The organism is Alkalibacillus salilacus, from assembly GCF_030812915.1.
Classification (GTDB): Bacteria; Bacillota; Bacilli; order Bacillales; family Alkalibacillaceae; genus Alkalibacillus; species Alkalibacillus salilacus.
In genome coordinates, this window is sequence record NZ_JAUSTQ010000004.1 from 254,984 (window position 1) to 267,977 (window position 12,994).

Here is a 12,994-nt window from a genome sequence, read left to right on the forward strand (position 1 = left end):
TTAAACTATCCTTTCTTATTCAAGGGTTACATCCGTTAATTAGTCCGTCTTCACGATATTTTACAGTCATTGCAATTCCTACGATTATTTCAAGAATGGCTAATCCTAATACATATAATCCAATTGAAGGAAGTGACAAAATCCCTAAAACAATATGGAAAACTGATGCAATATATAAGCCTATCGGTTTCCTCAAAAATACACTAAAAATCGCATAAAGTAATACAGCTACTATAAGCCCAACAGCAATCCAAGAAACCCAAGATGTCATCCAATCTCCTCCTTAAAATGGTCATTTAGTATAAAATTACATCTTAAACATAACTGCCCTTTACTTCAACAAAGGAAAGCGAATACCTTTGTTCAGCATTCGCACCATTTAATTGAAGAAAAACAACGGTTTAATTTATCAGTTTAGCAGATGGTAGTGCTTCGTCTAATAACCTACTTAATTTTTCATAATTGAATTTCCAGTAGTAACCATTACTATCCTGAACATAGTTAGCTCCCATAATCCAGATGCTTCCTCCATAAGTGGTGTTATTTTCTGTTAGGATTTTTACTTTCTTATATTTATCAGGTGTTTCTTTTGGAGGGAAATTATAAGGCGTTACTTCTGAATGTTTTTCCGCTTTCGATACTAACTCTGCAACTTCCGAAACAGCCTCTGGATTAGTAATTAAATACACTTCTTCATTTGTATTGACAATGACCTCTTTAATCTCATTTTTTGAAATAGAAAATCCCCAAATTGAAAAATGTTTTTTATTATAAAATACAACAGATACTATGACTATTAGAACAATTGTTATTAAAACAAGTCGTCTCTTTCTGTGCATTAACTCTGCCCCCTTCTCTTATCGTAACACTAACTTCCCTTTATATTTTTGCTTAAAGAGGGGATTTTTGTTATTTTATCGTTCAATTATCCTGCCAGTTAGTGGAATTAGGATGCAATGCCTTATCTTAGAAAACACCTGTTAATGTATTATTTTATACTCCGAAAGCCAATATACCAAAAACATGATACACAATTGGAAACAGGAATAAAATTATGTTAAAAACAATCCCAATTAACGATAATTTATCCTTGTGTAACCTGTATGAAACAAAACCTATAATAGCTCCGATTGGACAAAGAATAATCGGGAAAATAAGTGGCAGTCCCTGAATTTTATCTATTGGAACCAACCCTAAGAAAAAATTTATAATCAATACAAGTAATACAAACGGAATTATAGTTGATACAACACCTAAAAGACTTTTTTTCATCATCGAACCTCCCTAAAAATTAATTGTAAAAAATGAAATACAGTTTCAACCCAAAATACACCGCGATATTTAAAAATACTAAACTAATAAGTACATACATCGGCTGAATAATATGAAAACCTACAATACTGTAAATAAAAAACAGTAGCGATAGCATCGTTATATTTACCCAAAAAGCAACATATCCTGCTTTATAACCGTGATTAAGAGTTCTTTCGTCTTGTTCCTCTTTTTCTGCAAACCACTTATTACCCTTCTTAACTTTTACACCCTCGAAGATAGTAATTATGATCCAAAATAATGCAATGAATGGCATGAACCAATCGAATAATTCAGGTCCATCCGACTTCCATATATTAAACGTAGCTATGGTTAATAAAACAGAGACAGAAACTTTCACCAAAAAACTATATGCGTAATCCAAATTTATTCCTCCACTGTAAAAAGTTCTTCTACTGTGCAATCAAATACTTTGGCAATTTTGATCGCTAAACCCACAGAAGGTTCATACCGTTTTTTCTCAATAGAGATAATAGTTAATCTTGTAACTCCTACTTTTTCAGCAAGTTGTTGCTGTGTATACTTAAAGCTTTTCCGATATTCCCGAATCCGATTATCTATATTATTTTTCATTCCATCAATAGCTCCCCCTCAATGTATAGAAAACTATACTTTATAATGTATACTATACTATACATAAAAATCCTTTTCAATAAAAATAATTTTTACACTAAACGAAGAGAACTACTGATTTGAGATTAAATAAGCGTCCCTACTGTTGTAGAAACGCCCTAAAAATAATTTTTACCGCAAAATATCGCATTAGTTTAAGCTAACTGCTCCATTAGTTCAATTAAGTTATTTACGAAAAATAAGAGAAACATGGTAGAAGATTAAAGACGCTACGAACCCTAAAGTCATAAAGTTTAACAAACTACCAGTAATCAAATGTGTTTCACTTTCTGTAATCGTAAGGATCATTAAAAAGATAAAAGCTACTACAATTCCCAAAACACCATATATAACAAATTCCGTTAAATAACGTTTCCATTTGGAATCAAACGTTTTTTGTCTGACAAGTTTATCAATTAAATAGGAACTTGAAATCCCACCTATTAAATATACAGGTAGAGAATACATGGCAAAAAGCAATGCTGTTGACCACAAAGGATTATAATAAACATTTGGTTCACGCTCAGACATTGGAACATGATTTAAATATGCCATTAAGAAACTAAATAAGACTGTTGATAATAAAGCAATTATAATTTTTTTAATCATCTATAAAACCTCCTTGATGTACTTTTTAATATAAGAATTAAGCAATAGCCAAATAGTTATGAGTACCCCAAATACAATGAATAAAGTAAAAGGGATTAAATATTGCCAATAGCTTTTCTTTTCATTTTGTTGCATTTGAACAAACCATGTATCGTTTAATGGATAACCTTTAGTAACTACTTCTTCTGAACTTGCAGGTTCCATTCCTAAATAAACATATTCAGCGTCTTGTACGTTAGCTGGAAAGGCTTCTTCTATACCTTCTTCGGAGTAATAAATGGAAAGGTGAATAATCTCCGATTTACCATTAAAGGAGCTTATTTGTTTTTTTATTTGGTCCTTTTCTTCCAACGATAATTCAGCATCATCATTGATTTGTTTAGCAATCCGATCAGAAAGTTCGATTCGTTCCTTATTTGCATCGGGAGAGGTTATTGCAACCCATGAAAGAGCAATTAACCCGATAATAAATACACTGATTGAAAAACGTAACAGTTTTTTCGCAAAAAGCTGTTGCCCTTCGAAAAATTCCATTAATCCATTCGAGAGTTCTGTTTGATTCCCGAATCGATCTAACGCAATTTGTACAGCCTCTTTTTCAGATTTTCCATCTGCTTTTATTTCTTCAACAAGTTCCAACAGATGAGAACGCATTTCTTCTTTTAATTCTTTTATTTCCTCTTCGGTTCCATCGAAATCTTGATAGACGGAATCAATATACTTATCAATTTTCTTCATTTTGTTCTCCCCCTTCCAAAAAGGAATCGATCATATTTTTAACAAATTGCCATTCCTTTATTTTTTGTTTATAACCTTCATCACCTACTGATGTTAACTTGTAATATTTTCTTCTTCCTCCTGGACCTTGCTCATCTCCCCAATACGATTCAATCCATTTATTTTTCTCCAGTCGTTTCAAGGATAGATAAAGCGTTCCTTCTTTTAATTCAAATTGATTGTCACTTTTATCGCGAACGTATTTTGCTAATTCATAGCCATACATATCCCTGCTATGTAGAAGAGATAGGATCAATGTATCAATATGACCTTTTAACACTTCTTTGTTTATCTCCAACGAATATCACCACCTATATTATCCATTATATTAATATTACTATATAATGCAAGGTATTCCTTCAACAAAATATTGTTATATTTTTCCTATCGGAAATTAGCAATATTACAATCTAACAAAAAAACTGTATCCCTACAAAAGATACAGTTCATGTTACTATGTAAAATTCAATGTTTATTTAACACCTTGTTTAATGATCGTAATGTTTGAATCGTCTCCTCTTCATCATCCGTGATACAAGATTCAACTATTGTTACAAATAAAACCTTTAATTCTCTAAGAATGATGTCATTCTCTTTATGCTTTTCTAACTCCCCAGAGGATATATCGTTCGTAATTTTGATCAACACATTCCTCCATGTTCGACTACTTCTGATCTTTTCACCGAAGAAAACCTTATTCACAAAACCAGGTTCCCATTCTTCTAATGCTTCAAAATAGGCTTCTAGGTACTTGCCGCTGGTTTTGTTTTCCTCAATAAATTTCTTAAGAAAATTGGTAACGTGTGCTGCGCGAGTAGAATCTTCTATTAGACCTTGTTTATGTAAATGATCTCTCGCAATTTTTGCGATATCATTTATTTCCTTTTCGCTTAATTGACCGAGTGCTGAACGAAGTTTTTTCAGATACAAAACCGCTTCCTCCCAATAAGGCTAATAATAAAAAATTCCATATCGGAGCGCTCAATACCTTTAATTTTCGTTCAACAAATAAAGACAAAAAGTACGTTAATCCATAAAGGAATAACGTACTTTTTTTATTTTGAGTTATTGCATAATTGTTAGGAAAGATCTTTTACGTTAAGGAAAGATCTTTTTGGTAAAGGAAAGAACTTTCTCGTAAAAGAAAGAACTTTTACGTCACTTTACAAATTCATCTCTCCATCAATCACTAATTACTCAACCGTCACACTCTTCGCTAGGTTACGTGGTTTATCCACGTCACAATCACGGTGTAGTGCTGCGTAGTATGAAATCAATTGCATTGGTAGCACAGACACAAGTGGTGCTAATAGTGGATGCACGGTTGGAATGGAGAATGCATCGCCTTCACGGGTTAAGTGTTCTGGGCTGATGATGCATGCATTCGCGCCACGTGCCACAACTTCTTGTACGTTGGAACGGATTGAACCGTCAACATGTTCTTGTGTCGCAAGCGCAATCACTGGTGTTCCGTCTTCAATAAGCGCAATCGTACCGTGTTTGAGCTCGCCACCTGCGAAACCTTCTGCTTGAATATAAGAGATTTCTTTTAGTTTTAATGCACCTTCTAATCCGACGAAATAGTCTAAGCCACGGCCGATAAAGAAGCAGTTGCGCGTTGTTGATAAATAATCGCGTGCAATCTGGTCGAACTCTTCTTTCTGATCGCAAAGAGCTTCCATCGCATTACCGACGATGCCTAGTTCTTTTAATGGATCGAAGTCGAGTGTGAGACCTTTCGCACGTGCTGTATCAACAGCTAGGATCGCTAATACTGCCATCTGTGCTGTATAAGCTTTTGTTGATGCGACGGCAATTTCAGGTCCTGCGTGTAAATGTAACGTATAATCTGATTCACGAGAAAGGGTTGATCCTGGTACGTTTGTCATCGTCAGTGCGGGATGACCTAAACGATTTGTTTCAACTAAAACTGAACGTAAGTCAGCTGTTTCACCACTTTGTGAAATGAACACAAATAATGGCTTTTCAGATAATAATGGCATATTGTAAGAGAATTCGCTGGCAATATGCACTTCTGTTGGCACTTGCGCAATCTTCTCTAAGAATTCTTTGCCGATTAAACCAGCGTGATAACTCGTGCCTGCTGCAATAATATAGACACGATCACTATTTGCCATTGCTTGGCGTACGTCTTCTTCTAGTTTAATCTCATCGTTATCATCTTGATATTCTTGAATGATTTTACGCATTGCAAAAGGCTGCTCATCAATTTCTTTTAACATGAAATGTGGGTACGTCCCTTTTTCAATGTCGCTTGCGTCAATTTCTGCCGTAAATGGATCACGTTCAACTGTTGTCCCGTCAAGCTTCTGGATTTCAACGTTGTCTTGTTTAACAAGCACAACTTCACCGTCCATAAGCTCAACAAATTGATCCGTTACTTGTAGCATAGCCATGGAGTCACTTGCTACGACGTTAAAGTCATCACCTAAGCCGACAAGTAGTGGGCTTTTGTTCTTTGCAACGAAGACAACTTCTGGTTGATCACGGTCTAAGACAGCTAGCGCATAAGACCCGTGCAATAAGCTGATTGTTTTACGAAATGCCTCAAGTGCATCGCCTAATTCATTCGCGAACTTTTCAATTAACTGAACAATAATCTCAGTATCTGTTTCACTCACAAAGTTTACATCAGCTAAGTAGTCACGTTTCAGTTCTTCAAAGTTTTCGATCACACCATTATGAACTAACGTGAAACGACCTGACGTGCTTTGGTGAGGGTGAGCATTTGTCGTACTTGGCTCACCATGGGTTGCCCAACGTGTATGGCCAATCCCGATATTCGCTTTAACGGATTCATCAACTTCATTGCGTAAATTCGCGATTCGTCCTTTAACCTTAAATAAGTTCGTATCCGCTTCATCACGCACAGCAATTCCTGCTGAATCGTACCCGCGATATTCTAACTTTTCTAATCCTGTTAATAAAATTTCTTTTGAATCTTCTTGGCCAATATAGCCTACAATTCCGCACATACTGTGTATCCTCCTGTAGATGAAAGAGGCAAACAACAGCATCCTTCTTGTCAGGGGCAGTCGTTTGCCCCTTTCTCGTGTTTTGTTTTAGGCATCTTGTATAGCGTGGTTGTGCATAGAGTCGCCTCTATGTTTTCACGATATACATGTCAGTTGAGATGCAGCAACTGGGAGGCATCCGCCGAACACTCGATTGAACCTCCACCTCGTCAACTATTTCCTATTAAGCGGTCAAAGAAATAGCCCTGGCGCTTTAAATTAAATTCGTTTCTTTGCTAAGCTCCTTTCTTTATTTGAATCAAGGTCGATTATAGCGACCACTCAATATTTTACTCATGATATGGCATAAGGTCAATCATCTTGGCGTTTTTTATCATCTAATGGCATAAAATAGGCATAAGGAATGAACGACTCACTCCTTATGCTTGTGATATTTTATGCATCTTTTAAGCCATATGTTTCATCAATCACTTTCGCGACTTCAGAAACATACTTTTCGCATTCTTCTTTGGTAGGTGCTTCAACCATCACACGAACTACTGGCTCAGTTCCGGATGGTCTTACGAGTACGCGACCTTTATCACCGAGTTCGGATTCTACACGGTCAATTGCTTCCTGCACAGTTCGATTAACTTGCACTTCCTGCTTATTAATCACGCGCACATTCTGCATCACCTGTGGGAATTTCTCCATTTCATCAGCCAGTGATGACAATGAACGGTCTGTTTCACGCATCGCATTAAGTAACTGCAGAGCCGTTAACATGCCATCGCCAGTTGTATTGTAATCTAAGAAAATAATATGGCCTGACTGCTCGCCACCTAAATTAAAATCACGTTCGAGCATTTTTTCCATCACATAACGATCGCCAACCGACGTTTTCACTGTATCGATGCCAATTTCATCAAACTGACGATATAAGCCGATGTTACTCATGATCGTCGTAACAACTGTGTCTTGTTTTAAACGACCAGCTTTCTTTAAGTATTGCCCGCAAATATACATGATTTTGTCACCATCAATGATATTGCCTTTTTCATCTACAGCAATAAGGCGGTCACCATCACCGTCAAAAGCTAAACCAACATCTGCTTCTTCATCAATAACAGCCTGACGTAAGTTTTCTGGACTTGTTGATCCATACCCATCGTTAATATTTGTACCATCTGGTTGTGAACCAATTGTGATAACATCCGCTTCTAAATCAGCAAATAAATGATTCGCATGTGATGATGTTGCTCCATGTGCACAATCGAGCACAATTTTCATACCATCGAAGTCAGTATCAATTGTCTGTTTAAGATGTTGTAAATACTTCTGCCCTGCTTCAAAATAATTCATCGGTTGACCGACATGAACACCTGTTGGGCGTGGCAGTTCATCATCTTCAGCATCTAAAATCGCTTCGATTTCTTTCTCTTGTGTATCATTTAATTTAAAACCATTTTCACTGAAGAATTTAATTCCGTTGTCTTCAACTGGATTATGTGAAGCTGAAATCATGACACCTGCATGCGCTCCTGATGCTTTCGTTAAATAGGCCACACCTGGAGTTGAAATCACACCAAGTCGCATGACATCGACGCCAACTGATAAAATACCAGCAATCAAGGCACTTTCTAACATTTCACTTGAAATTCGCGGATCACGTCCGACGAGTAACTTCGCTTTCTCTGTTGCACTCTTCGTTAGGTGATAAGCACCACATCGACCGAGTTTAAAGGCTAATTCCGGTGTTAGTTCTGTATTGGCAACGCCACGAACACCATCAGTACCAAAATATTTTCCCATTTCTTTCCGCTCCTTTATTTCATCAATCAACGAGATCTTTAAGTATTTTATTCAACTCTTACTCTTACACGTTCCTGATCTGAAGACAATGTCACACCATTTGGACCTTCAAATTGTACATCCGCATAGAATTCACCTTCAACTTGACCTTCAACATCAATCCAGACTCGAATATCTTCACGGGTTAAGTTTGATAAAGTTTCCTCTGTTCCAGTTAATTGAACATCCAAAATAGGCTCATCATTCGGTTCAATAAATGTAATTTCACGATCTTCAGCTAGGTTTTCGACTTCGAGTTCAACATCTTCGATTGTATCTTCCACAGCTTCTTCAACTTCTATTTCTGCTTCAACCGTTTCAGGTTCAATCCGATTAACATCAGATGGCGTTGATAAATCAACTTCTATTGTCGTTGACTCACTAACTTCTGATAAATCAATATTCACAGGCTCCAGCTGATTAATTTCGTCTAAACGGTCAATACTGCCATATAGCGTTGCTGAAGATGGGTTTAGACTTATATCTTGTAATACCAAATCTTCATCAAGTTCACCTGTTGTCTCATGTGTCACAGGATAACGTTTATCAGTAACTGAGACATCAGCTGTTATATCCACTGACGATGGATCAACATACACATTCAGTTCATTACCTTCACTATCATAAACTCGTACAGGTGCTCCACTAACTTCACCGCTTTGAGCAAGCTCAGGTAAACTCACAATCGCTTTAACCATCGAGACTTCATCGATTTCTGTAGTCGAACCTGTAATCTCAACTTCTCCAGGTGACAATTGTGGTTCACTTGCGAAGACATCGTTTGGATCTAATGAATCATCCCCAACTAAATCAACTTCAATTGGAAATGTTTCTGTCGCTCGATTCTCTATTGTCACGTTAACCTGATTAGGGTCAACTAACACCGATAACTGTGACGAAATCCCGTCATGGGTGACATCAACCTGATGTTCACCTTCTCCTAAGTTATTTAAGTCGACTAATACATCAAAGTTCTGTTGACGAACAGTTTGTGTAATCACACTTCGTGGCCCTTCAACGGTCACATCAACTGTATCTGGCACGCCTCTTACGACGTATTCATCATCTTGCTCTAAATCTACTTGAAGTGGCACTTCCTCCATCGTTTGCGTAACAGTCGAACCTGAAGGCAAGAAAGTATCGCTAGAACGAGAGGTGTTGGCATCATCAATGGCAACGGTTGTGTATAATAATATCGCTAAAAACAATGAAACAATTCTCGTAACCCAAGGACTTTTTAACCAATTATCCATTTCGTTTCGCCCTCCAACTCAATGCCTTTGATGTCCCATTTTGTTCAGATGGACTTAACTCTTTCATCAACAGTTGCCTTAATCCGTCCTCATCTAATTTGCGATATAACTCCCCGTTCTTAGTCGCTGAAATATTACCAGTCTCTTCTGACACAATAATAGTTAATGCATCTGTCACCTCACTGACACCCATTGCCGCTCGGTGCCTAGTACCTAACTCTTTTGATATAAATGGACTTTCACTTAACGGTAAATAACAAGCAGCCGCAACGATCTCATTTTGACTAATGACCACTGCCCCATCGTGTAAAGGCGCATTAGGAATGAAAATATTCGTTAAGAGCTCACTTGATAATTGGCCATTTACATTAATACCTGTTTCAACGTATTCGCTAAGGCCTGTTTCACGTTCAATAGATATTAACGCCCCGATTCGTCGTTTACTCATATAATTACATGACTTCACGATCGCATCGATTGCTTCATAAACAGATTTCTCTTCGGAATTCGAGTTCCGCGCAAAGAAACTTCCCCGTCCAAGCTGTTCCAATGCACGACGAATCTCTGGTTGGAAAAGGATGATCACAGCTAAAAAACCCCAAGTAATAGCTTGGTAAACAAGCCATTGTACCGTTTTTAGCTCTAAGATTGAACTAAAGAACCAAATCCCTAATACAACAAAAATCCCCTTTAACAACTGGACCGCTTTTGTGCCCCGAATTACCGAGAATAATTTATAGATCACAAACCATACAAGCGCTATATCGACGACAATCCGTAACACTTGTAGGAAATCAAGCTCTTCCCACGACATGTTGACACTTCCTTCACGCACTATTTTCTCTCTACATATAAACGATTATAAATAAGTTATAATCCAATTATTCCGCAACTTATGTATCCAAAACTTCCGTGTAACATAACGTCTCAAATTTCAATTGGTTTTATTATATCATAAAATGTTACAACTGAAACGGATGAACCTAACCAAATTACACGTTTTGTCATTTCATAAATAAAAAACTATACTTATCATCCTAAATGACAAGCATAGTTTAACAAAAACCTTAACAATACTTCTCCCCAAAGAAGGCTGCAATCATATCGTTTGCGATTTCTGCCGTTTTATTTCCTTGATCAAGTAGAGGATTCACCTCAACCACTTCCATGGAGGTTAATAATTGTGCATCATATAACATAGACATTGCTAAATGTGTCTCACGGTAAGTCGGTCCACCACTAACTGGCGTACCCGTTCCAGGCGTATATGTAGGGTCAATCCCATCTACATCTAAGCTTAAGTGAATACCATCTACACGTTCATGTAAGTATCCAATAGCATCTTCCATGACATGAGTTATTCCATATTTTTCGAGGTCATGCATGGTATAAACTTTAATCCCTAAGTCTTGGATTAATTCACGCTCACCTTGATCAACTGAACGCGCACCAATAATCACAGTGTTCTCTGGTTTTATTTTTGCTCGCTTCCCATGAATATCCGTTAACTGATCATGACCAATTCCTAAACTAACAGCTAAGGACATGCCGTGGATATTTCCAGACGGTGATGTGTCACCACTATTTAAATCAGCATGAGCATCAAACCAGATTACTCCAAGGTTTTTATAAAAATGATGGAGCGCTGCTATTGTGCCAATCGCAATACTGTGATCTCCACCTAATACAAGTGGAAAGTCACCTTTCTTTTTCACATCATATACATAATCAGCAATTAACTGATTGTTTTTAGCGATAATCGGTAAGTTTCTTAAGTTCGTTTTTGGATCAACATGATGACTGCGCTCATTAGTGACTGGTACATCACCATAATCACTTATTGCTAAGTTTAAGTCAGCTAAACGATCGACCAAACCAGCATAACGAATCGATTGAGGACCCAAATCAACACCATCTATTGGTTGTGCTACGGTTATTGGTGCGCCTAAAATGCCTATTCTACTGTTCATATCGTTTTCCTCCTCCGATTTGCCTCCATTCATTTTATAAGCCAAAACGAAATGGTTCAACGCGACAAAAACCTGAATAAATATGCACGATGACAGGCTTTTAAATCTTTACTTATTAACTGGTTCTCGAAATATACAGAACTCTAGTCAACACTCATTAGGTAATAGCTCAGTCTCAACTATTATTAAACTTCACCAAAATTGTTATGGTTTTGCATCACAAGCCATAACAATTTTACCCAAATAAAAAAAGTTGCTCCCCAACAGAGAACAACTTTAGCTAAAAGATATGGTGGAGCCTAGCGGGATCGAACCGCTGACCTCCTGCGTGCAAAGCAGGCGCTCTCCCAGCTGAGCTAAGGCCCCTAATATCCAATATAATATGTAATTAAAAATGAGCCATGGTGGATTCGAACCACCGACCCTCTGATTAAAAGTCAGATGCTCTGCCAGCTGAGCTAATGGCTCATAATATAATGGCTGGGCCAGCTGGATTCGAACCAGCGCATGACGGTACCAAAAACCGTTGCCTTACCGCTTGGCTATGGCCCAATAAGTGGTGGAGGGGGACGGATTCGAACCGCCGAACTCGGAGAGAGCGGATTTACAGTCCGCCGCGTTTGGCCAACTTCGCTACCCCTCCAAACAATGGTGCCGGCCGAGAGACTCGAACTCCCAACCTACTGATTACAAGTCAGTTGCTCTGCCAGATTGAGCTAGGCCGGCTTATTAAGATGGTGGAGGATGGCGGGCTCGAACCACCGACCCCTTGCTTGTAAGGCAAGTGCTCTCCCAACTGAGCTAATCCTCCGAAGCACAGTTTGTGCAAAATTATGTATGATGACCCGTACGGGATTCGAACCCGTGTTACTGCCGTGAAAGGGCAGTGTCTTAACCACTTGACCAACGGGCCGTGTGTTAATCTCACGTCTTTACGTGAAAAGGACAAGTATTATTATAGCGACTACCTAATAGCTTGTAAAGAGATAAATTAAAATTTTATTCTAATTATAATATCTTCGCGTTGGCAAATAAAATGAGCGGCCTCTTAGCTTAAAAAAGCGCTCGCTCATGATTAACGATCTATTTTATTGGAGCTTCCAAGCGGACTCGAACCGCTGACCCCTTCCTTACCATGGAAGTGCTCTACCGGCTGAGCTATGGAAGCCCATAGAAAACAAAAAAATGGCTCCAGCGGCAGGATTCGAACCTGCGACCAATCGGTTAACAGCCGATTGCTCTACCTCTGAGCTACGCTGGAATATAGTAAAGAATTATTAAGCTAATTGCCATTATAACAAACAAAATCTTATTTGCAACTAATAAGAAAAATAAATTGCCCGGCGGCGTCCTACTCTCGCAGGGGAAGAACCCCAACTACCATCGGCGCTAGAGAGCTTAACTGCTGTGTTCGGCATGGGAACAGGTGTGACCTCTCTGCCATAACCACCGGACTTTATGTTATTGAGTTATGATGAAGGAAAAATACCTTCAAAACTAGATAAGATGATACCGCGCAGCGTCGACCAGGCGTCTTAACCGTTAGTTAAGTCCTCGATCGATTAGTATCCGTCAGCTCCACGTGTCACCACGCTTCCACCTCGGACCTATCAAC

General features: G+C 38.2%; 14 protein-coding genes, 9 tRNA genes and 1 rRNA gene. All 24 read right to left on the minus strand.

What is annotated here, in order from left to right:
- Window positions 1-19 precede the first annotated feature (19 nt).
- On the minus strand, window positions 20-271 hold the full coding sequence (locus J2S77_RS07170; protein WP_306975987.1) for a hypothetical protein: 252 nt from the start codon (window positions 269-271) through the stop codon (window positions 20-22).
- A 130-nt stretch (window positions 272-401) separates the two neighbouring features.
- Complete coding sequence (locus tag J2S77_RS07175; protein ID WP_306975989.1) at window positions 402-839, minus strand: hypothetical protein; 438 nt, start codon at window positions 837-839, stop codon at window positions 402-404.
- Between the two features lie 154 nt (window positions 840-993).
- Window positions 994-1,272: a YnaG family membrane protein gene (locus tag J2S77_RS07180; RefSeq protein WP_306975990.1), complete on the minus strand. Its 279-nt coding sequence runs from the start codon at window positions 1,270-1,272 to the stop codon at window positions 994-996.
- Window positions 1,273-1,291: 19 nt separating this feature from the next.
- Complete coding sequence (locus J2S77_RS07185) at window positions 1,292-1,696, minus strand: hypothetical protein (RefSeq protein ID WP_306975992.1); 405 nt, start codon at window positions 1,694-1,696, stop codon at window positions 1,292-1,294.
- 2 nt (window positions 1,697-1,698) lie between these two features.
- Window positions 1,699-1,905: a helix-turn-helix transcriptional regulator gene (locus J2S77_RS07190; RefSeq protein WP_370871799.1), complete on the minus strand. Its 207-nt coding sequence runs from the start codon at window positions 1,903-1,905 to the stop codon at window positions 1,699-1,701.
- A gap of 225 nt (window positions 1,906-2,130) precedes the next feature.
- The gene (locus tag J2S77_RS07195) at window positions 2,131-2,553 is read right to left on the minus strand and encodes a hypothetical protein (protein ID WP_306975994.1); all 423 of its coding nucleotides are present in this window, start codon (window positions 2,551-2,553) and stop codon (window positions 2,131-2,133) included.
- Entirely contained in the window at window positions 2,554-3,291 is a 738-nt protein-coding gene (locus J2S77_RS07200) for a permease prefix domain 1-containing protein (RefSeq protein ID WP_306975995.1), read from the minus strand.
- Window positions 3,278-3,628, minus strand: a complete 351-nt coding sequence (locus J2S77_RS07205; RefSeq protein WP_306975997.1) for a PadR family transcriptional regulator — start codon at window positions 3,626-3,628, stop codon at window positions 3,278-3,280. Before J2S77_RS07205 ends, J2S77_RS07200 begins: the two co-directional genes overlap by 14 nt.
- A 167-nt stretch (window positions 3,629-3,795) precedes the next feature.
- Window positions 3,796-4,260, minus strand: coding sequence for a hypothetical protein (locus J2S77_RS07210; RefSeq protein WP_306975999.1), 465 nt, complete (start codon window positions 4,258-4,260; stop codon window positions 3,796-3,798).
- A 263-nt stretch (window positions 4,261-4,523) separates the two neighbouring features.
- Window positions 4,524-6,326, minus strand: a complete 1,803-nt coding sequence (gene glmS, locus J2S77_RS07215; RefSeq protein WP_306976000.1) for a glutamine--fructose-6-phosphate transaminase (isomerizing) — start codon at window positions 6,324-6,326, stop codon at window positions 4,524-4,526.
- Between the two features lie 435 nt (window positions 6,327-6,761).
- Complete coding sequence (gene glmM / locus J2S77_RS07220; RefSeq protein WP_306976003.1) at window positions 6,762-8,117, minus strand: phosphoglucosamine mutase; 1,356 nt, start codon at window positions 8,115-8,117, stop codon at window positions 6,762-6,764.
- Between the two features lie 47 nt (window positions 8,118-8,164).
- Window positions 8,165-9,409 carry a CdaR family protein gene (locus tag J2S77_RS07225; protein ID WP_306976005.1) on the minus strand — a complete coding sequence of 415 codons (1,245 nt, stop codon included), beginning with the start codon at window positions 9,407-9,409 and terminating at the stop codon, window positions 8,165-8,167.
- Window positions 9,402-10,223 carry a diadenylate cyclase CdaA gene (cdaA, locus tag J2S77_RS07230; protein ID WP_306976006.1) on the minus strand — a complete coding sequence of 274 codons (822 nt, stop codon included), beginning with the start codon at window positions 10,221-10,223 and terminating at the stop codon, window positions 9,402-9,404. Before cdaA ends, J2S77_RS07225 begins: the two co-directional genes overlap by 8 nt.
- Window positions 10,224-10,476: 253 nt before the next feature.
- Window positions 10,477-11,379 (minus strand): arginase, encoded by a 903-nt coding sequence (gene rocF, locus J2S77_RS07235; protein WP_306976007.1) that lies wholly within the window; start codon window positions 11,377-11,379, stop codon window positions 10,477-10,479.
- Window positions 11,380-11,669: 290 nt separating this feature from the next.
- Window positions 11,670-11,745: transfer RNA gene (locus J2S77_RS07240), tRNA-Ala, on the minus strand.
- A 29-nt stretch (window positions 11,746-11,774) separates the two neighbouring features.
- A tRNA-Lys gene (locus tag J2S77_RS07245) sits at window positions 11,775-11,847 on the minus strand.
- A gap of 9 nt (window positions 11,848-11,856) precedes the next feature.
- Window positions 11,857-11,931, minus strand: a tRNA-Gln gene (locus tag J2S77_RS07250).
- A gap of 5 nt (window positions 11,932-11,936) precedes the next feature.
- Window positions 11,937-12,022: transfer RNA gene (locus J2S77_RS07255), tRNA-Tyr, on the minus strand.
- A gap of 6 nt (window positions 12,023-12,028) precedes the next feature.
- Window positions 12,029-12,105, minus strand: a tRNA-Thr gene (locus J2S77_RS07260).
- A 9-nt stretch (window positions 12,106-12,114) separates the two neighbouring features.
- Window positions 12,115-12,190 (minus strand) — tRNA-Val (locus J2S77_RS07265).
- Window positions 12,191-12,220: 30 nt separating this feature from the next.
- Window positions 12,221-12,292, minus strand: a tRNA-Glu gene (locus tag J2S77_RS07270).
- Between the two features lie 179 nt (window positions 12,293-12,471).
- Window positions 12,472-12,547, minus strand: a tRNA-Thr gene (locus tag J2S77_RS07275).
- Between the two features lie 18 nt (window positions 12,548-12,565).
- Window positions 12,566-12,640, minus strand: a tRNA-Asn gene (locus J2S77_RS07280).
- 77 nt (window positions 12,641-12,717) lie between these two features.
- Window positions 12,718-12,833, minus strand: a 5S ribosomal RNA gene (gene rrf, locus J2S77_RS07285).
- Window positions 12,834-12,994: the final 161 nt, after the last annotated feature.

What these genes read in the sequence shown, in the direction of transcription:
- J2S77_RS07170 (WP_306975987.1), bottom strand. Translation starts at nt 271, where the DNA reads ATGACATCTTGGGTTTCTTGGATTGCTGTTGGGCTTATAGTAGCTGTA.
- J2S77_RS07175 (WP_306975989.1), bottom strand. Translation starts at nt 839, where the DNA reads ATGCACAGAAAGAGACGACTTGTTTTAATAACAATTGTTCTAATAGTC.
- J2S77_RS07180 (WP_306975990.1), bottom strand. Translation starts at nt 1,272, where the DNA reads ATGAAAAAAAGTCTTTTAGGTGTTGTATCAACTATAATTCCGTTTGTA.
- J2S77_RS07190 (WP_370871799.1), bottom strand. Translation starts at nt 1,905, where the DNA reads ATGAAAAATAATATAGATAATCGGATTCGGGAATATCGGAAAAGCTTT.
- J2S77_RS07195 (WP_306975994.1), bottom strand. Translation starts at nt 2,553, where the DNA reads ATGATTAAAAAAATTATAATTGCTTTATTATCAACAGTCTTATTTAGT.
- J2S77_RS07200 (WP_306975995.1), bottom strand. Translation starts at nt 3,291, where the DNA reads ATGAAGAAAATTGATAAGTATATTGATTCCGTCTATCAAGATTTCGAT.
- glmS (WP_306976000.1), bottom strand. Translation starts at nt 6,326, where the DNA reads ATGTGCGGAATTGTAGGCTATATTGGCCAAGAAGATTCAAAAGAAATT.
- glmM (WP_306976003.1), bottom strand. Translation starts at nt 8,117, where the DNA reads ATGGGAAAATATTTTGGTACTGATGGTGTTCGTGGCGTTGCCAATACA.
- J2S77_RS07225 (WP_306976005.1), bottom strand. Translation starts at nt 9,409, where the DNA reads ATGGATAATTGGTTAAAAAGTCCTTGGGTTACGAGAATTGTTTCATTG.
- cdaA (WP_306976006.1), bottom strand. Translation starts at nt 10,223, where the DNA reads ATGTCGTGGGAAGAGCTTGATTTCCTACAAGTGTTACGGATTGTCGTC.
- rocF (WP_306976007.1), bottom strand. Translation starts at nt 11,379, where the DNA reads ATGAACAGTAGAATAGGCATTTTAGGCGCACCAATAACCGTAGCACAA.